This is a genomic window from Geoanaerobacter pelophilus, assembly GCF_018476885.1.
In the GTDB taxonomy this organism is placed as follows: domain Bacteria; phylum Desulfobacterota; class Desulfuromonadia; order Geobacterales; family DSM-12255; genus Geoanaerobacter; species Geoanaerobacter pelophilus.
In genome coordinates, this window is sequence record NZ_JAHCVJ010000001.1 from 877,377 (window position 1) to 900,917 (window position 23,541).

The 23,541-nt window shown below is 53.6% G+C and carries 13 protein-coding genes; 4 read left to right on the forward strand and 9 right to left on the reverse strand.

Annotated elements, in window-relative coordinates; all coding sequences use genetic code 11:
• Positions 1 to 78: 78 nt before the first annotated feature.
• From KI809_RS04050 to KI809_RS04060, 3 genes are all read left to right on the forward strand, one after another.
• The gene (locus tag KI809_RS04050; protein WP_214170210.1) at positions 79 to 2,097 is read left to right on the forward strand and encodes an FAD-dependent oxidoreductase; all 2,019 of its coding nucleotides are present in this window, start codon (positions 79 to 81) and stop codon (positions 2,095 to 2,097) included.
• 33 nt (positions 2,098 to 2,130) lie between these two features.
• Positions 2,131 to 4,647 (forward strand): molybdopterin-dependent oxidoreductase, encoded by a 2,517-nt coding sequence (locus KI809_RS04055; RefSeq protein WP_214170211.1) that lies wholly within the window; start codon positions 2,131 to 2,133, stop codon positions 4,645 to 4,647.
• A gap of 98 nt (positions 4,648 to 4,745) precedes the next feature.
• A complete protein-coding gene (locus tag KI809_RS04060; protein WP_214170212.1) occupies positions 4,746 to 6,074 on the forward strand; it encodes a radical SAM family protein in 1,329 nt (442 codons plus the stop codon).
• A 29-nt stretch (positions 6,075 to 6,103) separates the two neighbouring features.
• Here KI809_RS04060 and KI809_RS04065 read toward each other — a convergent pair whose 3' ends face one another.
• The 7 genes from KI809_RS04065 to KI809_RS04095 all read right to left on the reverse strand — a co-directional run bounded on the left by KI809_RS04065 (position 6,104) and on the right by KI809_RS04095 (position 20,261).
• Complete coding sequence (locus KI809_RS04065; RefSeq protein WP_214170213.1) at positions 6,104 to 6,781, reverse strand: PEP-CTERM sorting domain-containing protein; 678 nt, start codon at positions 6,779 to 6,781, stop codon at positions 6,104 to 6,106.
• A 500-nt stretch (positions 6,782 to 7,281) separates the two neighbouring features.
• Positions 7,282 to 10,113, reverse strand: a complete 2,832-nt coding sequence (locus tag KI809_RS04070) for a CxxxxCH/CxxCH domain c-type cytochrome (protein WP_214170214.1) — start codon at positions 10,111 to 10,113, stop codon at positions 7,282 to 7,284.
• A 193-nt stretch (positions 10,114 to 10,306) separates the two neighbouring features.
• Positions 10,307 to 11,944 carry a methyl-accepting chemotaxis protein gene (locus KI809_RS04075; RefSeq protein ID WP_214170215.1) on the reverse strand — a complete coding sequence of 546 codons (1,638 nt, stop codon included), beginning with the start codon at positions 11,942 to 11,944 and terminating at the stop codon, positions 10,307 to 10,309.
• 58 nt (positions 11,945 to 12,002) lie between these two features.
• A complete protein-coding gene (locus tag KI809_RS04080; protein WP_214170216.1) occupies positions 12,003 to 12,458 on the reverse strand; it encodes a cache domain-containing protein in 456 nt (151 codons plus the stop codon).
• Positions 12,459 to 12,739: 281 nt separating this feature from the next.
• Positions 12,740 to 14,368 (reverse strand): methyl-accepting chemotaxis protein, encoded by a 1,629-nt coding sequence (locus KI809_RS04085; RefSeq protein ID WP_214170217.1) that lies wholly within the window; start codon positions 14,366 to 14,368, stop codon positions 12,740 to 12,742.
• A 344-nt stretch (positions 14,369 to 14,712) separates the two neighbouring features.
• Positions 14,713 to 19,296: a CxxxxCH/CxxCH domain c-type cytochrome gene (locus tag KI809_RS04090; protein WP_214170218.1), complete on the reverse strand. Its 4,584-nt coding sequence runs from the start codon at positions 19,294 to 19,296 to the stop codon at positions 14,713 to 14,715.
• A gap of 170 nt (positions 19,297 to 19,466) precedes the next feature.
• Positions 19,467 to 20,261 carry a DNA-binding protein gene (locus tag KI809_RS04095; protein WP_214170219.1) on the reverse strand — a complete coding sequence of 265 codons (795 nt, stop codon included), beginning with the start codon at positions 20,259 to 20,261 and terminating at the stop codon, positions 19,467 to 19,469.
• An 88-nt stretch (positions 20,262 to 20,349) separates the two neighbouring features.
• On the opposite strand from KI809_RS04095, the gene KI809_RS04100 reads away from it, so the two are divergent.
• Positions 20,350 to 21,285: a YbgA family protein gene (locus tag KI809_RS04100; protein WP_214170220.1), complete on the forward strand. Its 936-nt coding sequence runs from the start codon at positions 20,350 to 20,352 to the stop codon at positions 21,283 to 21,285.
• Here KI809_RS04100 and KI809_RS04105 read toward each other — a convergent pair.
• Positions 21,236 to 22,348 carry a S8/S53 family peptidase gene (locus KI809_RS04105; RefSeq protein WP_214170221.1) on the reverse strand — a complete coding sequence of 371 codons (1,113 nt, stop codon included), beginning with the start codon at positions 22,346 to 22,348 and terminating at the stop codon, positions 21,236 to 21,238. The two genes, KI809_RS04100 and KI809_RS04105, sit on opposite strands and share 50 nt — an antisense overlap.
• Positions 22,345 to 23,538: a 30S ribosomal protein S1 gene (rpsA, locus tag KI809_RS04110; protein ID WP_214170222.1), complete on the reverse strand. Its 1,194-nt coding sequence runs from the start codon at positions 23,536 to 23,538 to the stop codon at positions 22,345 to 22,347. The genes KI809_RS04105 and rpsA overlap by 4 nt, the downstream gene beginning before the upstream one ends.
• Between the last annotated feature and the right edge of the window lie 3 nt (positions 23,539 to 23,541).

A 23,541-nucleotide genomic window follows, 5' to 3' on the forward strand; every position in this document is an offset into this window, starting at 1 on the left:
CATCAAGGCAATTTCCCAAACAAAAGCAAATAGTTACTACATTTCCGGGCACTGCCGCACGGTTATTTGGAGGCGCACGTGGCACAGGTGGTTTTTTCCAGCTGGGGGAGAAACATAGTTGACAACCGCGCAAGCGGTGAGGCAAAAGAGGCGGTATTTCGCCTCCCTACAACCTTTAACGGCGAGACCCCCCTCGGCGCATTCATGGGCTGGGACGGAATAATTCTTTACGACAGGGATGTGGACGTCCCGGCAATGGTGGCAGAATACATGCGCCGCCTTCAGACCATGTATGTCTGCGGTAAATGCACCCCGGGCAAAAAAGGGACAAAGGTTATCATGGATACCCTTGCGGCCATTATCGACGGTAAAGGCAAGGAATCCGATCTGGCCGTCGTAGAGGATCTTGCAGAGCTGTTGAAGAACTGCAAATGCACCCTTTGCCCGACCTCGACAGTGCCGGTGTTCGACGCGGTAAAACATTTCCGTGACGATTTCATCGCTTATATCAACGGCACCAAGACCGCCCAGGCGAAACACCGCCTCATCCATCGTTATACCGCTCCTTGCCAGGACAAATGTCCTGCCCACATCGATATACCTGCCTACATTGAGGCGATAAAAGAGTATCGTTACGATGAATCGCTGGAGATCATTCGCGAAAACATGCCGCTGCCATCCGTCTGCGGCCGCGTCTGCCCGCACCCCTGCGAAACCGCCTGCCGTCGCAAGCAGGTGGATGAGCCGATCAGCATCATGGTGCTCAAACGTACCGCCTCCGACTATGAGTGGCAACATCAGATCAAGCCGCCCATGGTTCCCAAACCGAAAAAGTCCAAGACCGTCGGCATCATCGGCGCCGGACCGGCCGGTGTGGCAGCAGCCTACTATCTGGCGCTGGAGGGCTACACCAGCACTATTTACGAGGCACTCCCCGAAGGGTTCGCCGGCGGGATGATCGCAGTAGGCATCCCCCCCTACCGTATGCCGCGTAACCTGCTGCAGCGCGATATCGACATTATCTGCTCCATGGGTTCCGAGATCAAATACGGCGTCAAAGTCGGCAAGGATATCTCGCTGACAGAACTGAAGCAGAAGCATGAGGCAGTATTCATTGCGCCCGGTGCCCACCGCTCCAAGCCGATGGGCGTGGAAGGTGAAGACAAGGGTTATAAAGGATTCCTCAGAGGCGGCATCGACTTCCTCCGCGAAGCTTACATGAAACAACCGACCGGCATGGGCAAAAAGGTCTGCGTAGTCGGCGGCGGCAATACCGCCATTGACTGTGTCAGGGTTGCCCTGCGCGAAGGCGCCGACGAATCGATCCTTCTCTACCGCCGCTCCCGCAAGGAAATGCCGGCTGACGTCTGGGAAGTTGATGGAGCCGACGAAGAAGGGGTACGTTTCGAGTTTCAGGTGCTCCCCACCAAGATCATTGTCGATGACAAGGATCAGGTGACCGGCGTCGAATGCGTTCGCATGGCCATGGGTGAGCCTGATGCTTCAGGCCGTCGTCGTCCGGAACCGGTTGCCGGCAGCGAGTTCATCGTTGAATGCGATACCGTAATCCCGGCTATCGGCCAGGACCCGGACCTGTCGTTCATTCCACCTGACCTCGGGATCGACATCACCAAGTGGAATACCGTCGTCACCAAAAACGTCCCGCTCAAAGGGGCTGACGGCAAGGCGCTGCTCGATGGCATGGGCAACCCGCTTTCGCGGATCCTGATCACCGACATGGATGGAGTTTTCGCCGGTGGTGACGCCGAAATCGGGCCTCTGACCGTTGTGGCCTGCATCGGTAACGCCCATCGCGCCGCCAGGGTTATCCAGAGATGGCTCGAAGAAGGAAAGGCATACCTGTCGGATGACGACCTGATGGAAGATATCCTCAATTATCTCCCTGTTTATGACAAGAACGAGCAGGTGCCATGGCTTGATTCGGCCAGCCGGGCCCACCAGGCCGAAGTCCATGGCAAAGAGCGCGCAAGCTGCGGTAACTACAGCGAAGTAGAACTGGGATTTAAGGATAGTCAGGCGGTCAAAGAAGCGGAGAGATGCCTGCGCTGCTATAGAATGGCAATGATCGCCGTCTAACAAATATTTTTCTCTTTCAGGGAGTTAATGCATATGGTCACATTGACAATCGACGGCAGGGACGTAACCGTAGCAAAAGGTTCCACAATCCTTGAGGCCGCTCGTCAGATAGGAATATCGATCCCAACCCTTTGCTGGCTGGAAAAAGTCTCCCCGACCGGCGCCTGCAGAATTTGCGCAGTCGAGGTTGAAGGGGTTGACCGCACCATGACCGCCTGCAACACCCCGGTCAAGGAAGGGATCAAGGTAACCACCCAGTCCGAGAACCTTACCGTAATCCGGCGCAAAGTCATGGAACTGATGCTGGTGAACCACCCGCTGGACTGTCCGGTGTGTGATGCAGCCGGCGAGTGCGACCTGCAGAACTGCACCTACGGGATGGAAGCCAATCGGCCGGGGTACTCAGCCAACCTGGAGCGTCAGCAGATCCGCTACGACTGGCCGCTGATCGAAAGCGATCCCAATCGCTGCATCCTCTGCGAAAAGTGCGTCAAGGTCGACCATGAAGTCGTTGGCTGCGATGCCATTCATGTTGTCAATCGCGGCGACAACACCATTATCGACACGATTGACGCTAAGCCTCTCAATTGCGAATTCTGCGGCAACTGCGTCGGCGCCTGCCCGACCGGGACCCTCATCTCCAAACCGTTCAAATTCCGCGGCCGCCCCTGGACCTTTACCGTAACCAAAAGCATCTGCGGTTTCTGCTCCACTGGCTGCCAGATCGAATACCACTCTCGCAACAACCGCGTCGAGCGGGTTACCAGCGACGACTCCACCTACAACAGCGGCAACATCTGCATCAACGGCCGCTTCGGCTATGCCTATCTCAACGATGCAACCCGTCTTACCGTACCGATGGTTTCGCAAGCCAAATCCGACTGGAACAAGGCCATGGCCTTTGCCTCCCAGAAGATCAAGGAGCTCGGCGGCGATGCCTTTGCAGGAATCGGTTCACCGCGGGTCACCAACGAAGAGAGCTTCCTGTTCCAGAAGCTGATCAGAAAAGGGATCGGTTCCAACAATATCGATTCTGAGGCCAGATTTGGCTTTGCCCAGGCAAAGGAACTCCTCTGGAAGCGCCTGGGTGGCGCCGGTGCCGGACCGACCATCGACAAGATCGACAAGGCTGACGCGATCATCATTATCGGCAGCGATCTCAACGCCGAATCAACCGGGGTGGAATACCGGGCCATCAAGGCTGCCACCAAGAATGACGCCCGGGTGATCCTGGCACATAGCCGCGACGTCAAGATGAAGAAGTTTGCCAACACCCATCTCAAATACAAGCCAGGGGCGGAAACAGCTGTTGTTGCCGGCCTGATCAAGGCTATCCTGGATAACGGCGCAGAAAAGACCGATTTTATCGCAGCGAAAACAGCGGGGCTCGACACCCTCAAAGCATCACTGGCAGCCCAGCAACTGTCGGTCATTGCGGAAACGGCAGGCGTATCAGAAGCCGATCTCAACGAAGCTGCCGGTTACCTGAAAGGGAAAAAGAATGTCATGATCCTTTTCGGCGCCGATGTCATCCGGGGCAACGCTACAACCGACGCCGTCAATGCCATTACCGACCTCGCGCTGCTGCTCGGCGCTCCTACTGCTGAAAACGGCGGCATCATCGCGATCGAGCAGAAGAACAACATCCAGGGGATGCTCGACATGGGGGTTTCTCCCAACTTCCTCCCTGGTTACAAGCACGCTGACAAACCGGGCAAAGACCTGTGGCAGATCATCGAGGCCATTGAGCAGGGTTCCATCAAAGGTCTTTATATCCTCGGTGCCGACCCGCTGGCATCATTCCCCGAGAATGGCAGGATCAAGGCTGCCCTCGCCAAACTCGAACTGCTGATAGTGCAGGATATCGCATCTAGCGAGCTGACCGAGATGGCCCATGTGGTCTTTCCGGGGGCTGCCGCTGCTGAGAAGAACGGAACCTTCACCACTCCGGACAATCGCATCCAGTGTCTGACCCGCGCCGTATCCCCTCCGGGCGAAGCAAGAGAGGATTGGGATATCATTGCCGAGCTGTACAACCGGCTGACCGGTGAACCGCACGCCCGGAAAGTCTCGGATGTAACGGCTGAGCTGAAAGAGGAAGTCGCCTTTTACACCGGCAGCTGCCAAATGGTAGATGGCCGTTGTTCCGGTTTGGTCAAACAGCTTGATGCAACACCGGCAACTTTCAACTTTAACGGCATCAGCACCATTGGTGCCGCCACAGTCGACAACCAGTTTCCATTCTTCCTTTCCGTTGGCGCCATCGGCTTCCATAACGGCACCATGTCAACCCGCTCGGAGAATAACCTGTCGGTTTCCGGCACCGGCTACATCGAGATTGCCGAAGAAGATGCCAAGCGGCTCGGAATTGCCGACGGCTCGACCGTCAAAGTAAGCTCTACAGCTGGCGGCATCTCGGGATTGGCCAAGGTCAGCGCCAAACTTCAGCCGGGATTGCTATTCGCCCCTTACCACTTCCGCGAACTTAATGCTGCTGCACTGCTTCAGCGAAGCGGTAACATCACCACGGTAAAAATCGAAAAAACCTGATTTATTGACATTATCTGACTGCACTCTATCAAGCCCCGGACCTCCGGGGCTTTTTTTACGCTCTTGACCACAGGTCATTGATACGGCATATTAGCCGCATGAAAATGTCACGACTGCCAAAACTCCTCTACGCTGATTCCCAGGGAAATATCTACGATCATCCGCAGCTGTGCATGGCAGGGATGAACGGTGACACTGCCGTGCTCCCCGCAGATGTCGAATTGATCCCCCTGCCGGAAGACAGCCGGCTGTTCACCATCCCCAACACTCCGCCCATTGCCTGGGACAACAGGCAGAAAAAATACGTTACCGTAGAGACGGTCCGCGAAGGCAGGCGGGAGAACCGGATCCAGGCAGTATCGGCCTTCATGGCTCCCGGTTTTGTCAGAACACTGCTGCCGGCCTGTGACTACAGCAAAAAGAAGGTTCATCTCCCGCTCTGGTCATACACTGCGGTGGGGTGGGATGAAGAGAACGAGCGGTTTGTGGTTGCAGCAAGCCGGGTTGATACCAACGAAAACTGGCTGCCGCGTAATTACGATGACCGACTGCTCGACCCGCTGGTAAAGAAGCGGGTAGAGGAGTTTCCGGAAAACCGGCTGCTGGTGCAGCTTGCCCGCTGTGCCGTTGATTACCACTGTTTTGCCGCGAAAAACCTTTTCTATAGGCGCTGGGAAGCCCCGATCCCCACCTCCCCTGCCTGCAACTCCCGCTGCCTTGGCTGCATCAGCCTCCAGCCGTCCGACTGCTGTCCCTCCAACCACGAACGGATACCGTTTGTCCCCACTCCTGAGGAGATCTGCGAACTGATGCTGCCGCACCTGAACGAGGCAGATGAGCCGATCGTCTCCTACGGCCAAGGGTGCGAAGGTGACCCAATCATGCAGGCAGACACCATTGCTGAAGCTACCAGACGGTTGAAAAATGCCACCAGTCGCGGCACGATAAACTTCAACTCCAACGGCTCATTCCCGGACCGGATCAGGATGCTGTGTGATGCCGGGATGGATTCATTCAGGTTCTCCATGAATTCGGTGCGTGAAGAACTGTACAATGCCTATTACCGGCCAGTTGGCTACAATTTTTCTGCAGTTGAGGAATCGCTGAGGATTGCCAAGGATGCCGGCCGCTTCACCATGATCAACTACCTGGTATCACCGGGGGTCTCGGACCATCCCGACGAAGTGCAGCAGCTCCTGGCCTTCATTGGCCGGACCGGTGTTGATATGATCCAGATGCGCAACCTCTCCATAGACCCTGATTTCTACAACAAGCGGATGGAGGTGAAGGGGAAAGGGGTTGGGATGTACCGTCTTCTGGAAACCATTAAAAAGGAATACCCGCAGGTCCAGTTCGGCTACTTCAACCGAACCAGAGAGAAATTCTATCCCGCGGGTTATGAGAAGGGATGGCCAATTTCAGCCTAGTTAGACTCTTGTGATGGCCACAAGATTAATCAAAAACGTCTATTTATTCGTTTGAAGGCGAGTCCTGCAAGGCCAACACCGAGAAGAAGAATCGTAGATGGTTCTGGCACAGGTGGCGGGTCAGGTGTGATTTGAGTGTGATACGTTACGAACACATCAGAATGGACTAAAAATTGATCATAGCAACAGGTAACGCCTCTATCCAACCAAAACAAATCGACAGTGGCTTTAAAATCAAAAGGAATTGTTCCACTGCCAACAAACGGGGCAATATCAACGCCTGAGCCAACTTCTGCTGCAGTGATAGCCCAAATGTAATTGGTAGAATCAGCATCAACAAATACATCTCCACCGAAAAAATTACTCTGAGTGTTGATAGGACTGCCATTTACAGGAAAGTTAAGGTTAAAAAGATAGGAAGCTGACACTCCGGTTAATAAGATTCCAGGATTATTCCAATTATAAAACACCATGGGCCCTTCTGTTGATACCTTATATGATACATCTACAGAAGTAAGTTGCTCTCCCGCTAAAGAAGGTGACCATTTATCAACATTAAACCTGTAATTGGAATTCAAAGTATAAGCCGAGTCAGATAGGTCAATAGTGTATTGTTTTGTATATGACGCTCCAAACGCAGTGCCGCACCACACAACCAAAACTAGAAATGAGCTGGTATAAACATTAACCAATTTACTTATGACCATTCCCCCCCCCATTTAATACAAGAAAAAATTACATATTTCACTCAAAAACGGCCCACCTTAAACCTCACCAATGAAAAATATTGCAAATTTTGCGCCACAGAGTAAACATCCCAATAATTAAAGGGTTTTAGTTTTAACAACAACAACTAATGACATAACTGTAAGCTATGCCGACAATGTTGAGGGGGCATATTGTACGATTCCGTTTAAAAACAGCTAACTAACTAATTGTTAGTCCTTACACGCTGTAAATTTTTTCGACTATCACCTTTAAGCATCAAGACACTCCTGGTTAAGAAAAGAGAGTTGAAGGAGTAGCCCGTTGGGCTTTACAGAGCTAAACCAAGGGAAAACATCTTCAATCGCTAGGAAATCTCCCCACCATTACGGCAATAGTGGCGGACTGTCTCCGGTGGCATGAAAATGTAACTTCTTGAGAACAGGAAGTGACTTGTTAGTGAGCATAAGTTTTAGCGATACACCACACTGCAAACAAAGCATCAATAGCTATGGCAAACATAGCATTGGTTAGTCCAGCTGTCGTACGGGACGCCCCACCGGATCAGTTTCTGGTCCTGATGACAGGAAACATTCGAGCAGGTCTTGCGCGAGACATCATACTGAGCCGAATTGAGGTTCATGGTGACAGTGCCTGACCAGTAGGTATTGTAGACAACCGGGTCGGTCCGGTCAAAATCAACACTGCCACTGCCATTGACATGCTTCGAATAATTGCTTATCGGGACATCGCCGGCATTCCACATGTATTGACTGTTACTGGTATAGAGGGTCCAAGTATTGGCAACTCTCAGGGTTTCATAATGACAGGTCCGGCAAGACATCGGCCCATACCCCATATTCGCGTTATGCCGCTCTTCCACCCCGTTCACATATGGCGCATTGTACTCGCCACCGGCATTTATCCAGGAATGGCTGTCGCCTGAGCCAAGATCGTTGTCAGGATACCTCGTTCGAGGCGGATTGGCATGGCATCCTGAACAGGTGAGAGCTGAGCCGTTCCAGGTAACAGGACGGTAATTTCTAGTTTCGACCAGGTTCGGTGGCAAGTAAGTTGAATAGTTGGTGTAGTTCGCCACGCCGCCTGGTGTAGTCCATTCGTTATAGCTGTGGCAATAGACACTGCTGCAAGTGCCGTTGGTATAACGAAAACCTCTGCTGTCGGTGTGAACTGTGGTGCCATTGCTGTAGGCCGCGGCTGAAGGGTTCCGCGCCTTAAGCGAGCCTGCCGGAGCGAGTGCATTGAACAACTCGACATCAACCGCACCGTTGCCATGCTTTGCCTGGTCAAGCGGGTGACAGTTGCCACAGTTCATAAGGTAACCGGTGGCATTGGCGGAGAAATCCTGGGCGATCCGCACGTCGCCGTACGCTGCCTCTACCCCGGAACCGGAAAAATGCTTGAGGTGAGAGGGTGTGGCCGGAGGTACCTCATGACAGCCGCCGCATTGGATGGTTGCCCCCCAAACTGCGCTCGCGCCGCCATGACAGCTGATGCTGCTGCATGTGCCGCCGGTTGACGCATAGGTGTAGCTGAAAGATACCCCGCTCCCCGGAGCTAGGTCATATGCCTTGTTGACATGCGTTGCCATATTGGTGATCGTAACGCCATTAGTGGTGGTGCCATAGTGGCAAAGGTTGCAGGTTGAGTGCCGTGCGTGGCTGTTGGCCTTCGGCGTACCGTTGGCATAATTCGGAGGATAGCCGTGACAGGAAGTACAACCGATCGCCCCGCTTCCCCAGTTGGGGGTGGCGCTGGGCGTGTTGACGCCGGTGGCAATAGCGGTACCATTGCTGTGGCAGTAAGTGTTAGTGCAATTTGCATAGCCATTACCAGGCTCAGGGCTCCCTTGGTAGGCGCTCATGTTGCCGAAAGTCGGCTCGATCCTGACATTTACCTTGCCGTTTGCATGTAGTTCGCCGGTACCCCAGTGGCACACCGTGTTCCCATACTCAACAGCGAGCGGATTGCCGTAGCAGCTGGTGACAAAAGGCTGGTTAGTGTACTTGTGGCAAACCATGCATTTTACCGTGTTGGTTGTTGTGGTAAACGAGTAAGCCAGGTGCCTGGTATGACTGCCGGTGGCCATCTTGACACCACCGTGGCCATGGCCACCATCTCCGGCATGACATCCCCCGCACTGAATCGAGCCGGCATCGCCCCATTCCGGTGTGTTATAGGCAGTAGGTCCGCCAATACCGCCATCGGGCTGGACATTGGAGTGACAGTAGACGTTCTGGCAAGTGCCGACCGGCGCTCCCGGGGCATGCCCATCAGCGGTATAGACCCCACCGAAACTGGGGGCAAGCGATACGTCTACCTGCGAATTGACATGATTAGCACGGTTGGCTATGGCCTGGCTGCCTGCCGCGGTGTAGAAATGGCAAGTTGAGCATTGATAGACGTATTGACCGTAAAAATCTTTGCCAACATGAATAGTGTGCGAACCGCTGACAATCTCAGTGCCGGTTCCGTGGCCATTGCCGTGACACCCGGAGCAGTCTCCCGGAAGCGATATTCCCCAGGAAGGCACGACATTCGGCTGATAGCTGGTCAAACTATCACCTTTGCTGTGACAATAGACGTTACTGCAACTGCCAAACTGGTTACTGCTGCTTTTAGGAAGATAATCGTTCAGAGCCCCGGAATAAAGACTGCGGACTGAAGAGACCGGGTTCTGGATCCCAAGCAGCAAACCTCTGCCGACACTGGTTGCATGATTAAACGGAAAAGCATCCTTAGTGTGATCCGTATGGCATTTGACGCAGCCACTGGCACCGGGAAAGTAAAGATCGTGCTGGGGATGGCTCCCAGCAGCGCCGCTATCGCCGCCCCCAGGAGGAGCGCCGTGGCACTCCTTACAGCCATCCGGCACTGTCAGTGGAGGAACTCCCCAGACCTTTGTTTCCCGCTCGAAATGGCAATTGACATTGCTGCAACTCCCCAGTCTCGGCACCGGCCTTTGCGGGAAAGCGGTGCTGCCGTTACGATAGACCGCTGCCAATGGCGAGGAGTTGATGTTAGGAGCAAGTTCTATCAGGCGATTGGCATGTCCGGGGCCGTATTCGGCGGCCCCTTGATGACAGCGGGAGCAGGTAACCGGAACAGCCGTTGTAGCCATATGAGTACGATGGCTTCCCTGGAACCCGCCAGTGCTGATATTGCGATATCCCGCATCGATCGGACGGTAATCCTGTGGAGTCTGCCCACCGTGACACTGATAGCATTCAATGGCAAAAACAGGGATCGCAGAAAGAAGTGAAAAGAAGGTAATCAGGCAGGCAAATCGCGGAGCCGACATTAATCGAAACATGCGCATCCCCCCCAGGAGATAACTCCCATAGGCACTCTAGCCTAAAACAACAGGTAAAACGGGCTTAACCTGCTTATTTTAAAGCAATTTTCATGCCCCCCAAACCGCCAGCACAACAAAAAACCCCCTGTTATCAGGGGGTTTCATAACTACAATCAACACAGAGAAGCTACCGCAAGTGCTCCTAAGTCATTTATAGCTTGAACTGCCCTACCAGCTGTTGCAAATCGTTGGCTAAACCGGCCAACCGGCTGGCAGCAGTTGCCGATTCCTGAGCACCGTTTGCCGTTCCCTGAACCACTTCGGTAATCTGATGGATGTTGTTACTGATCTCGGCGGTGGTTGCTGTTTGCTCTTCTGCGGCAGTTGCCACCTGGTTCACCTGCATGGTGACGGCATTTATCTGCTCAAGAATATCCTGTAACGCCTGCCCGGACTTAGCTGCCTCTTCAGTGCCACTCTCAACTTCCTTGACACCTTCTTCCATAGCAGCAACAGCACTCTTCGTCTCGTTCTGAATGGCCTTGATCATTTCGCTGATCTCACGGGTCGCCTTGGTGGTCCGCTCGGCAAGGGCCCTTACTTCGTCGGCGACAACGGCAAAACCACGCCCTTGCTCACCCGCGCGTGCGGCCTCAATTGCAGCGTTCAACGCCAGAAGATTGGTCTGATCAGCTATGTCCTGAATAGTCCCGATAATGGCCCCTATCTGGTCGCTCCGCGAGCCCAGACTCTCTACGTTCTTTGCCGTTGACTGGACCCGGCTGGCAATCCGGTGCATGACCTGAACGGTTCGGTCCACCACCTCAGCCCCGCTGGATGCGGCACTGCTTGCCTGCAATCCGCCCTGCGCAGCCATCTGGCAGTTCTGAGCGATGTCACCACTGGTGGCAGACATCTCTTCGCCTGCAGTAGCAACAGTGCCAACCTGAGCCGCAACTTCTTCAGCTCCGGTGGCAATCCGATCAGCCACTGACAATAACTGTTGGGATGCAGAAGCAACCTGGGTTGCAGAGCTGGCGATATTCGACACAGTGTCATGAAGCCTGTCTGCAAACCCGTTAAAATGCTGGGCCATCTGGCCAATTTCATCATTGGAGTCAACATCTATTCTTTTTGTCAGATCTCCGGCAGCGATCTCTTCGATTACTGTAACAGTCCGGCTGACAGGCGAGAGTACCGTTCTGTTGACGGCAAAGCTTACGATAATCGAGATTATGATCGCGACAACCAGCACGCTTGCAAATATTAACAGCACCTTACGGTAGTTCTCGTTGGATGACTTAAAGCTGGCATCACTTATCTTTTGCTGATGGGCAATCAGTGCGGCGAGGCTCTTACCCAGCACCTGGTATTTTTCTTCGGCCGTCCCCATAAACATGGTTGCCGCATTCAGATCAGCCTGCAGCATGTCCATCATATCAGTAGCTGCCTTGGCATACTCTGCCTGGTTTTTCATGGTCTCCTGATAGAGCTTTTTCTCTTCGGCACTGGTCTTTGGGGAATCATGCAATTTTTTCAGAGCATCTGCTGTAGCTTTAAGACTTACCGTCTGCTCCTTGGCAAGTGCTTCTATTTTTGCGGAGTCGTATTTGGCGTTTGCCCATCCCAGCAGCTTGTAGAGATCGGTCTGGACTTGCAGGGAATTGTCCATTACCTCTGCGCATGAACGATATGCTCCGAATCGATTGTTGTACATATCATCTATGACACGGTTCTGGTTGTTGAGCCCCCAGAAGGCGCAAACACCGGAAAGCACCATGAACAGCATCAGCAAAGCCGGGGAAAGGAACAGCTTTTTACCCAATGAAAGGTTCTTTACAGCACCCATACAACCCCCTCCAGTCTTGCGGTGGCCAGACAAGGTTATGCCTGGCCACCGCTACCTCTTAGTGTTTATAAACACCTGCGGAAAAAGCCATATCCTCGTATTTCTCTACATAAACCGTTTTCGGCTCAATCTTCTTGGTTACCGGGTTATTGAACTTGTAATCCTGCCATCCTTTACCTTTGGACTTGGCAATATCCACACGTGCCTTTACGTAAGCTACTCCATCAGGGTCTTTCATCCCCATCAGGTCTTTACCGACCATCTTGGCGTTACTGCCGTGAGCCAGACATTTTCCGTTGAGGTCATAAACGGTAACATATACATCTTCTTTGACGAATTTCCCTTTGGGATTGTTGATCTCAGCAAACCCCTTTTCCTTGCCGTTCTCCTTGACGAAGGCAATCGCCTTCTTGACCATCGCTTCAGCATCAGCTTTGGTTGTTGCTGCAGAAGCAAGCCCTGATAAGCCCATCACAAGCATCATCCCCACACACAAAGCAACAATTCTCTTCATTTTACCCTCCTATATTTCGTGATGTTTGGCAGTCATTAATAACGAATGCCAAGAGTCAGGTTTCTAGACATGGCTCCCTTAGACTATAGAGAGAACACTATTTATACCTATCCATTACACCACCACACTCATACCTATAACGCTATTCTACTTATATCGGTTTGTATAAGATCCTCTTAAAATTAATTTAGATTAACAGTTCATCATTCTCTACCTACCAGTGAATAACTAAAAAAAAGAGGGGCAAAGCCCCCCCCTTAAAAAAATAGCAGATCGCGGTCTTACAGCTTGAACTGCCCCACCAGCCTCTGCAGCTCCTCGGCGGTCCTGGCCAGCTGGTTGGCGGCAGCAGCCGATTCCTGGGCGCCCTTGGCTGTCTCCTGCACTACCTCAGTGATCTGGTGGATGTTGTTGCTGATCTCGCTGGTGGTAGCGGTCTGCTCTTCGGCAGCGGTAGCTACCTGGTTCACCTGCATGGTGACAGCATTGACTTGCTCAAGGATTTCCTGCAGCGCCTGGCCGCTCTTGGCTGCTTCCGTGGTCCCCTGCTCAACCTCCTGTACTCCGGCTTCCATGGCGGCAACGGCTCCCTTGGTCTCGTTCTGGATTGCCTTGATCATCTCGCTGATCTCGCGGGTTGCCTTGGTGGTCCGCTCGGCCAAGGCCCGCACCTCGTCGGCGACAACAGCAAAACCGCGCCCCTGCTCACCGGCACGGGCCGCCTCAATGGCAGCGTTCAAAGCCAGCAGGTTGGTCTGGTCGGCGATATCCTGGATGGTGGCAACAATCTCACCAATCTGGTCGCTCCTGGCCCCCAGGCTCTCGACTGTCTTGGCGGTCTCCTGCACCCGGCTGGCGATCCGTGCCATGACCTGGACAGTATTGTTAACCACTTCTGAGCCTGAACTGGCAGCCTGACTCGCCTGATTGCTCCCCTCGGCCGCCATCTGGCAGTTCTGGGCGATATCGCCGGAGGTGGCTGACATCTCTTCACCGGCAGTGGCTACGGTGCCGGCCTGGGCCGCTACCTCCTCGGCACCGGTGGCAATCTGCTCTGAGGTTGCCATCAACTGGGTGGCAGCCGAGGAGACTGTTGTTGATGTAGAGCTGACCTTACCGATAAGGGTGCGCAAGCTTTCCACCATCGTTGCAAAAGCAGCAGACAGCTGAGCTATTTCGTCACTGCCGGAATGCTCGATATGAACGTTCAATTCTCCTTGCGCAACCCGCTCAACCTCCCTGGTCAGTCGCTGCACCGGTGAACTGATCATACGGGCAATGACAATGGCAATTGCAATGGCAACAATTATCGAGATTGCCAGCAGCACGATGCTCATCACCACCCCCTGGCGATTATCTGCGATAACCCGCTTAAGGGTTTCCTCGGCCTCTTTTTCATTATATTTGATCAACTCTCCCAACTTTTTCGATAGCTCGTCAAAATCAGTCTTCGTGACGTTATTCTGGTGGTCGAGCGCCTCCTGCTTCTTCCCTTCTTTGATCAGAACAAAGGTCTGATTCGCTGACTTAAAATATTTGTCGATCAGCTCTTTGGTTGCCACCCACTCTTTCTTTTCATCGTTGCTCAACTCCATCTTGTCATATACAGTTGCAAACTTTGCCACAGCTTCTTTTTTTTCACCAAGTCTGGTTTGGTATTTATCAACCGCCTTAAGGTCATCCTGCTTGTTGCTGGCCTGAATTTCGCCACGCCGGGTATCATTAATTCCTCGCTCGATAGAGCTCAGAGACACAATGCTCGGAATCAGGTTAGTCCCCATATTTTCCGCTTCTGCGCCCAAGTTGCGTTCCTCGTAGAGAGAGAAGAGGCCGAGAGCTACGGTAATTGCAATAACAACGAAAAACCCAAGCAATATTTTGGTTCGCACACTGAAATTAGCCAGTCCCATAAACCCCTCCTAAAGTTGTATTCCGAATAACCCGTTGTTACACCACAAATGGCTGTATACACAAAAGAATATCGATAAACCGTTTCAAGTCAATCACAGATATCCACAATATTAAACAAAACTCAACAAACTCCTAATAAGACAAAAAAGAGCCCCTGAGTCAGGGGCTTATCCAACAGCTTATTTTATCTTTTGGCTACTAATTGATGGTTATCTTCGCTTTTTCAATGATGACATTGTACTTGTAACCGCCCCCGAAATCCTTGTTGGTCTCGATCTTCCCTTTAACCGTCAGGGGGGGTGCGACAGGTCATCTGTCGCGCCCTTTTGTTTTAATGGCTGATCTAATTCGGGTCGGCGTAAAGATAGATGTTGTCCACCGAAAACGCCCCCTGGTTGGCCTGCGGAACCTGCGTTACATTGAACCGGAACCGGAGCATCACGTTTGGCTGGTACTTGATCAGCGACGAAAGATCAAGCGTTTCACTATAACTCCCTTCCGTTACACCGGCAGCCAGGGGATCAGCTTTGCTCCAGATTGTTGTCCAGGGGCCGCTGATGCCGTTCGTACTCACATCAACGTATGCAGCGTTTGGTGCAGTGTACTTCAGATTGTAAGAGAACTGGAGCATGACGGTTTTGTAAATGCTCAAATCTATCTGCGGTGTCTGCAGAACGGATTCCGCAACCGATGTTTCCGCAGAAGTCGCCCACACACCATTCATATAAGTTTTGCTTACATAATAATCTGGTACCCACGAGCCTTTCGCAACTGCGAACGGGCTCAGATCAAAGGGAGACGGGAACTCCTGGGTCAGAACCGCTCCGTACTGAGGCGAGTGACCCGTTGCGAAGCTCCAGGTTCTGCCGGTTGACACATTCACTCCGGTGGCAGCCTTTATGTCGTTGGTAAATGTAGTTGTGTACGTTGTGAAATACTGCAGCGGCTGGGTCGGTGTAAACGATACGAGATAGTAGTTCTCTCCGAGATTAGAGTAGCTGTAGTTCCCTGCAACCGGAGTCTCTCCCTGCTTCAGGTAGAAACTGTTTTCGTTAACAGTGTTCATATCCACCGGTTCAAAGAACACCAGCTGAACCGGAGTAGTAACATTATTACCGGTGCTGTCGGCTGAGGGGATAACGTAGTTGAGGTCAAGCGGCTGATAGGTCCAGTTGCGCTGCTTTGCGCCAGCGGCATGACATGAGATATCGCTGCACGAACTCCCTTTGTAGCCGAATGTAAAACGGAACGGGTTGCTGCCGTTGCTGGATATATTGTAATAGCCGTTTGCATGACGACTCTTGTCACTGATGGTAAGACCGTCAGGGGTGATGTTGAAATGGCAGACCTGGCAACCGTATGAGGTGTGGCTGCCGTGTGCATTGACCTTGGGAGATCGGTCAGGGTAGGCCGGAGGCATTGCGTGACAACTGGTGCAGCTGAATGACTGCGTCGCTCCCCACTGCAGAGGGCCGTTCACAGGCGCAATGTAGGTGGTGGTCGATGTTCCGTCTCCGTGGCAGGAGACATTGCTGCAGGTCGAATAGTATGACTTCGTATAGGTCATCCTGAGATAATTTCCGGGAGAGACATTGTAAGAGCCGTCGGTGTGTCCGGAAGGGAATCCGTAGTGGCATTTATCGCAGCTGTACGGCAGATGCTTGCCCATATGACCGTTTACTTTCGGATTGCTGCTCGTGTATGCAGGGGGATAGCCGTGACAGGAATTACAGGCAAGCGAGGCGCCGCCCCAGGTTGCCGTTGCGGTCACCGGCAGATTGGTGGTAACTGCGGTGCCGTCGCCATGGCAGTAGATGTTGGCGCAGGTTCCCCCCAGCTTGTGATCAGTACTGGTAGCATAGGTATAGGCAAAGTTGATTCTGCTGTAGTACGCCTTCAGATCGTACTGGCCGTTCTTATGCCCGGCAAGAAGATTGCCGCCACCGTCCATGGTGGAGGCGTGGCAGTAAACACAGCTGATCCGGTTGGTGCCGGAATGCTTCTGATGGCTGTTGGCTTTGGGCGAGCCGTTGGGGTAGTCGTAAACGCTCCAGTAGCTCCGGTCACGATGGCAGGCAGAGCAGCTGAGAGTGGCAGTGGCGTTCCACCAGGTGGAGCCGTACCCGCTGTTGTGGAGTTGGCCGGTAGCTACTTTTGTGCCGTCGTTGTGGCAGGAGACATTGCTGCAATAGTTAGTCATCGTCGAAAGGTTGGTGAAAGTGACTCCAGGGCCGGCAGAGATGGTTTTCCTGCCGTTGTTGTGCAGGGCAGTGTTGGTAATCCAGTTGCCGTTACTGGTCACGCTGTAATGGCAGTTCTGGCAGCCATAGGCAAGATGGCTCCTCTGGTGCCCGCCCGGAGTTGGCGGATTGCCATGGCAATGGATACAGCTGGTGCCCCAGTCGCGGGAGGCGCCGCCGTTGGAATGACAGCTGACATTGCTGCAGCTGCTGCCGTTGGCCGCAAAGGTGTAAATGAATGATGTTCCCGGTGCGCTGCTCAGCTCGTAACGGTGTTGGGCATGTTTTGCCCGGTTGTTGATGGTCACATTGTCGGCAGTAGTCTGATAATGGCACTGCTTGCAGTCTGATGTATGTTTTTGATGGGCATTCGCTTTGGGGTGGCCATCGTAATTGGCGGGCGGGTTGCCGTGGCATGAACCGCAGTTCAACCGACCGGTGGTTCCCCAGAGCGGCGTTGAAATATTGCCAAAGCTTCCGCCGGTAACCACCACAACTCCGTTCGTGTGGCAGTAGACATTGTTGCATCTTCCCGTTGCTGCTCCCGGGAGTCGGTTGATGGTTGCAGTCTGCCCGGCATACTTGCCGCCGATTGCTGTGGTCGTATTGTTGAAGTTCACCTCAACATAACCGTCAGTGTGGTAACTCCCCTTTGAATACATCTGGTACATATCGCTCAGCGGCCGGTTCGGCTTTGCGCTACGGCTGTTGTAAGCGGTATCGGCATGGCATTTATTGCAATCCTGGCCAAGATGTTTGCCGTGGGATTTTGTCGTAATCGGACTGGATGAGGCAAGGTCGCCGCCATGGCAACCGGTGCAGTCCACCGGGAGCGGCCCTGCGCCCCATTTTACCGTCGAGATATTGCCGAACTCGAACGGCGGCTGATTGCGAGTTCCCTTGCTGTGGCAGTAGACATTGCGGCATGAACCATAAGCTGTTCCGGGCACACTATCCCCGGTATACTGCCAGTTAACCGTACTCCCGAGATCAGGATAAGTCGGCATGAATCTCACATCCACCACGCCATTGGCATGCTCCGGGCCTCGCGGCGAGAAATCGGTATAGATGCCGGAGCCGATGGTGGTGGTGCCTGAATTGTGGCACTCGCCGCAACTCCCGATGCCGCTGTATCTCTCGGTAAAATGGCAAAGCTTGCAGGTGCTGAGCGTAGACTCGAACTGAATATGCTTGTAATGACTTCCGGTATCCATCATAAAACTGTCATAGGCGTGATAGCCAGCCTTGTGGCACATCCTGCACCTGACCGTACGCTTCTGATCCCAGGTCGGCGTGGCATAAACCGGCGGGTCTGCCGGATTCACTTTCCCCTGTCCGGTGCTGTGGCAGTAACTGTTTCCGCAACTTCCGCCGGTTGAACTGAAACTGTAGGTTAAAGGTTTATCCGGAGGGCCGGAGATATCGTAGGCATGATTCAAGTGGCTGTTACCGCCGGCAGTCAAACTTGTGCCGTTCTGCGTGGTCGCGTAATGGCACTGGCTGCATTTGTACCCATAGGAGTTGTGCAGCAGGTGGGTGTTGGACTTGGGGGAACCTTTGGAGTAAGCAGGCGGATAGGCGTGGCAGCTTGTGCAGGTTAAAGGTGAGGGTGCGGCACCCCACCCCGGCGAACTGTTGTTGCTGACCGTGCCGGTGGTAACACCGGTGCCGTTACTGTGACAGTAGCTGTTTACGCACCACGATCCATTGTAATACATCGACGTCTCGCCAGGAGGGCCGGAAATATCATAGTTCCAGTTGCGGTGGTACCCCTGGCCGGTTATCGATGTGCCGTTGCTGGTGGTGGAGTAATGGCAGCGGTTACAGCTGAACTGATGCATCTGGTGCTTGTTGGCCTTGGGTGAGCCGTTGGCGTAGTTGGGCGGATAACTGTGACAGCCGGTGCATTTGCCGCTGTCCCCCCAGTTGGCGGAGCGGTAGACCCAGTTCTCAGTCACCACTTCGGTGCCGTCAGTGTGGCAGACGATGTTACTGCAGCTCCCCCCGGCAGCAGCAAAGCTGTAGCTGAAATACCATCCGTACGGGTCAGACAGGTCATAGGCGCCGTTAGCGTGCAGGTTGGGGTCGGTTATGGAAATACCGTCGCTGGTGGTACCGTAATGACAGAAGTTGCAGGAATAAGCAGTATGCCTCTGGTGTGCGTTAGCCTTGCTTGAATGGTTCTTGTAGGCCGGTGGATTGCTATGGCAGGCGGAGCAGAGCTGTCCGGAACTCCCCCATACGGGAGTGAGACTTGAGGCGACTCCGGTAGCCACCGAGGTTCCGTCGCTGTGGCAGGAAACATTGCTACACCTGCCAGGCGCCTGATCTGGACGCTGTGGAAAAGGCGAAGAGTGGTTACCGTAAATTGCCGGCCGCGTGAACGAAACTGATATCAAGCCGTTCCGGTGGTCGCTCTGGTAACTCCCGCTGCCTGGGTGGCAGGCTTCGCATGCCGAGGGGGTTGCCCCTTCGGACATATGCCTGCGGTGACTCCCCTGAAAACCGCCGGTCAGCGGATTCCGCACCGAATCATCAAGTGGCCGGTAATCGCCGCTTGTATCATCTATTTTAGTGCCGTGGCATTGATAACATTCGATTGCAAGGGCTTCGGCGGGGATGGAAACGGTGAAAAACAGCAGAACAGCGGCAAACAGCCGGATCAGGGCAGCAAAGATATTTATCATGAAAACTCCGGAACACGCATCAATACATAGGCTGCAGTCAGCTACAGCCCGGCATTAAAATTAACAATAGACAATTAAGCAATTTTCATGCCCCTCCCGAACAGGCCATTACACAAAAAAAGCCCCTGAGTCAGGGGCTTGGCAAACAGCTTATTTTATCTTTTTGGCTACTAATTGATGGTTATCTTCGCTTTTTCAATGATGACATTGTACTTGTAACCGCCCCCGAAATCCTTGTTGGTCTCGATCTTCCCTTTGACCGTGACGAGGTCACCTACAATCGGGATGTCATCAGAGGTGACCACCAGGTCATTGTCTGCAGTCATGTGGCTACCGGTGCCATCCTGCAGGTGAATCCAGTTCTTGTTCATGATGCCGGACGACACCTTGACCACTTTGGCATTGATCACCACCTGCTTGTTTTTTAGCTTGTCCTTTTTCTTGAAGACCTCGGCAATGGAGTAAGCGTTTTTCCCGGTGGCCTTCTTCACCTTGATCTTCTCGTCGGTGACTGCCACTGCGGCACCCATGCTCCCTGGTGAACGCTGATCCTTCTTCGCTTCCTTTGCCTTGCCGTCTTTACCCTTGGCAATACCATTGGAGAATACTACCTTTTCAAAAGTCCGCTTCAGAGTGGAACTCTGGAAATTGATCATCTCCATTCCCCCCTCGAATGTCAGCTGCTCACCAACGTTCACCTTCAACTCCGGCGCAGCCACCCAGACTTTTTCGCCATCGGCTTTTTTCAGCAGCACATAGCTGTATCCACCGCTGTTTATGGTCTGCACCACCCGTCCGGAGATGTCAGCCCCCTGAGCGGGAGACTGTGGGGCAGACTGCGGCGCAGCAGGAGCTGTCGAGGGGTTGGCAGAGTTCCACTGTGGCTGACCCATATTGCCGAAACCGAAGGCTGTGACCGGTACTATGCTTAGAGAAAGGGCGACTGCCATTAAAAGGCGTTTCATGTAAATCTCCTTGACGCAGGAATAGATTGGGATAACGTTCCAGTTATAAAGCAGCCGGCAAATATTGTCAAATTTAGGAGTGTGATATATGGGAGGCAAGATCAGGATCGGCATAAGCGCCTGCCTGCTTGGTGAAAAGGTCAGGTATGACGGCGGCCATAAGCACAACCGCTTTCTCACCGATACCCTTGGCATTATCTTCGACTTCGTACCGATTTGTCCCGAGGTGGAATGCGGCCTGCCGGTCCCCCGGGAAGCAATGCATCTTGAGGGTGACCCTGCTGCCCCGCGACTGGTGGTGACCAGCTCCGGGGCAGAACTGACTGCACAACTGCTTGAATACTGCGGGGTAAAGATCGAGAAATTGCGCAGGGAGGAGCTGTGCGGTTTCATTCTCAAGGCGCGCTCGCCAAGTTGCGGAATCTCCGGGGTAGCGGTTTCCAACAGGAAAAGCGCCCCCAGATCCGGGAGTGGTCTCTTTGCTGCGGCAGTGATCAGGGAGCTCCCGCTGCTGCCGGTAGAGAACGAGGAAAGGCTGGCCGACCCGGCTCTGCGGGCAAATTTCATGGAACGGGCGATCGCCATTCACAACTGGCAACAGTTTGCAAAGAATAGCCCGTCGCATGGCGACCTGGTAGCGTTTCATACCAGATACAAACTACAGGTTATGGCGCATAGCATCGTGATCTATCGGGAGATGGGGCGGCTTGTGGCAACAGCTATGGGTCACGATCGGGAACAGCTGTTAATGGGCTACGGGAAGCTGTTGATGAGAGCGCTCGCCCAGCAGGCAACGCCTCGGAAACATGTCAACGTGCTGCAACATGTCATGGGATATTTCAAAAAAAATCTCTCCGGCGGAGAAAAACAGGCAATAGCGGCAACCATCGAAAGCTACCGCCAGGGGAACATTCCTCTGGCAGCGCCCCTCGCCCTGCTGAGGCAGTATGCCGAAACATATGACCAGGCATGGCTCAAGGGGCAAACCTACTTAAATCCGAATCCTCTCTTAGAATTGAATTAGCGGCACCGGGTTGGCCAGAACCCGGTTTAAGCGTGACCGGCCCGATGATGGAATATGGCTCTATCCGTGAGTAAAAGCCGCGCGCATCTCTGGTGAACCAGACAAAGAATAAGGTTTCCTCTTTGGCTGCAGTATAGCGGTATCTGTTGGTGCGCAGCGAGGTCTCTCCGGAAAAGGCCTGAGTACCCCCCATTGCAGTTATCTCCCCCAAAGTAAGCTCTTTGCCGCCGGTTGCAGGAGGGGTCTTAAAGGTAAAAACCGCGTCAACCGAACGCCGAGACTGCCGGAAAGAGTTGACGGCAAAATCGATACTGCTGCTGCGAATCCGGGCAACAACAGCAGCAGGGGCAAACAAAGGGAGTGCGGCGGCATCCGTTAACGCGTTTGCGGCAAAGTAGTCGATCAAGCCATAGCCGTATCGTGCCGGATCATAGCCGGAGAGATAATTGGCTGCAGTTGCGCGCAGGGCAGCCTTCACATCGAACCAGTTCCAGTCAGGATGGCGGAATTTCAGAGAGGCAAGAAGCCCGGCAAGCTGCGCTGTTACCCCGGAAGGATAGGAGCTCTTGCCTTTGCCGTCCATGTAGGTAGTTGGCATACCGAACTCGATACCATGGCCCGACTGCCCTCCGACCATATTAACAGTAACAAATACTGCCGGCGGGGGAACATTTTTCGGTTGCGGCTTCTTGGGGACGTAGGCATAGACATGGGCAAGGGAATAGGCGACCATCTTCGGGTAGAGGGCCGAATCAAACCGGCTGTCCCAGCCACTAAAGCTGGACGACATCAGAGACGCGCCGTCGTTCAACGCGTCAACTATGAACTTTTCGGGGGGCAGGAAGGGACGGCCGTCTTCCGGAGAAGACGGCGTTACGATAACCTCGTCCTGCAGCTTCAACCCTGCGTCAACCACCGCACCGCGGGCATTGGCAAGACCATGGGAGGTATTTACCCGGAGTTTCAGCACCCTGCCGGGATCAGCATGAACAAAGGTGCTGCAGCTGCAGATGATTGCGGCAGTTGCCGCAATCATCCGGCAGAAGAAGCCGATATGCTTCATTTTTTCATCTTTGCCTTCAGCAGTTCGCCCAGGGAGCCGAGAGACTTGGTCGAACCCTCTACAGCCTGTTGCCGGAAAGCTGCCAGCTCGCTCTCCTCTTCTTCAACCGCCCGGCTGGCGGCCCCTAATGACAGAGATATCCTGCGAGCAGCCATATCAAGGCTCTCTACCTTCACCTCGATCCGCTCCCCTTCTTTCAGGACCTCGCGGGGGTGATTGATCCGCTTGCCACTACCTAAGCGCGATATCGGAATCAGGCCGTCGATGCCATCGGCCAGGGTGACAAAGGCCCCGAAATTTGCCAGGCGGGACACCATACCGTTGACATAGGACCCTTCAGGGAAATTCCCTGCCAGCGTCTCCCAGGGATCGGCAAGGGTGTCGCGCAGGCTCAGGGAGATCTTACCGGCTTCACGATCGACCCTCTTGACCAGTACCTTGACCTGTTGCCCAACGGTAAGCACCTCGGCGGCATCTTTGACCCGCTTCCAGCCGAGCTCCGACATCGGAATTAACCCTTCGATCCCGCCGATTTCAACAAAGGCGCCGAATTCCCGCAGAGAAGCAACAGTCCCAACGACGATCTCCCCTTCGCGCACCGTATCCCATGCTGCCTCGCGCTTTGCCTGGCGCTCTTCGTCCAGCAAGGCGCGCCGGGAAACCACAATACTGCGGCCATTTTCGCGGTATTCGGTTATCCGGAACTGATGATGTTTGCCGAGGAAGGTCTCAGGTGCTTCGTCCCGCCTGAGTCCGGTCTGGGAAAAGGGGCAAAAAGCACGGCTTCCACCCAGCTTCACCTCATAGCCACCTTTGACTTCTTTTTCCACGAACCCCTGAACCGGTATCCCACCATTGAAAGCCTCTTCCAGCTGGCCGTTCCCACCACTGGAACCGTCAAGCCTCGTGGTGAAACGCATCTCACCGTGACGACTGGCAATAAACCAGGCAGGGATTACATCTCCTTCACTTACGGTAAGAGAGCCGTCGTCCTTGAGAAACTCCTTACGATCCAAGACCCCTTCGCCCTTGGTGCCGGTATCGATAAACACCCATTCAGCAGTAACCTTGATGACTGTTGCCTCTATCTTTTGGCCTGGGGTAAAACGGGCAAACGAGCTGTCGCTTGCAGCCAGTAGCGCTGCAAAATCCTCTTCCCCTTCTAGGCGCAGATCATTTTCATTCGACATTGA

Coding starts and splice junctions, on each gene's coding strand:
- KI809_RS04055 (WP_214170211.1), top strand. CDS start 2,131: ATGGTCACATTGACAATCGACGGCAGGGACGTAACCGTAGCAAAAGGT.
- KI809_RS04060 (WP_214170212.1), top strand. CDS start 4,746: ATGAAAATGTCACGACTGCCAAAACTCCTCTACGCTGATTCCCAGGGA.
- KI809_RS04065 (WP_214170213.1), bottom strand. CDS start 6,781: ATGGTCATAAGTAAATTGGTTAATGTTTATACCAGCTCATTTCTAGTT.
- KI809_RS04070 (WP_214170214.1), bottom strand. CDS start 10,113: ATGTTTCGATTAATGTCGGCTCCGCGATTTGCCTGCCTGATTACCTTC.
- KI809_RS04075 (WP_214170215.1), bottom strand. CDS start 11,944: ATGGGTGCTGTAAAGAACCTTTCATTGGGTAAAAAGCTGTTCCTTTCC.
- KI809_RS04080 (WP_214170216.1), bottom strand. CDS start 12,458: ATGAAGAGAATTGTTGCTTTGTGTGTGGGGATGATGCTTGTGATGGGC.
- KI809_RS04085 (WP_214170217.1), bottom strand. CDS start 14,368: ATGGGACTGGCTAATTTCAGTGTGCGAACCAAAATATTGCTTGGGTTT.
- KI809_RS04090 (WP_214170218.1), bottom strand. CDS start 19,296: ATGATAAATATCTTTGCTGCCCTGATCCGGCTGTTTGCCGCTGTTCTG.
- KI809_RS04095 (WP_214170219.1), bottom strand. CDS start 20,261: ATGAAACGCCTTTTAATGGCAGTCGCCCTTTCTCTAAGCATAGTACCG.
- KI809_RS04100 (WP_214170220.1), top strand. CDS start 20,350: ATGGGAGGCAAGATCAGGATCGGCATAAGCGCCTGCCTGCTTGGTGAA.
- KI809_RS04105 (WP_214170221.1), bottom strand. CDS start 22,348: ATGAAGCATATCGGCTTCTTCTGCCGGATGATTGCGGCAACTGCCGCA.
- rpsA (WP_214170222.1), bottom strand. CDS start 23,538: ATGTCGAATGAAAATGATCTGCGCCTAGAAGGGGAAGAGGATTTTGCA.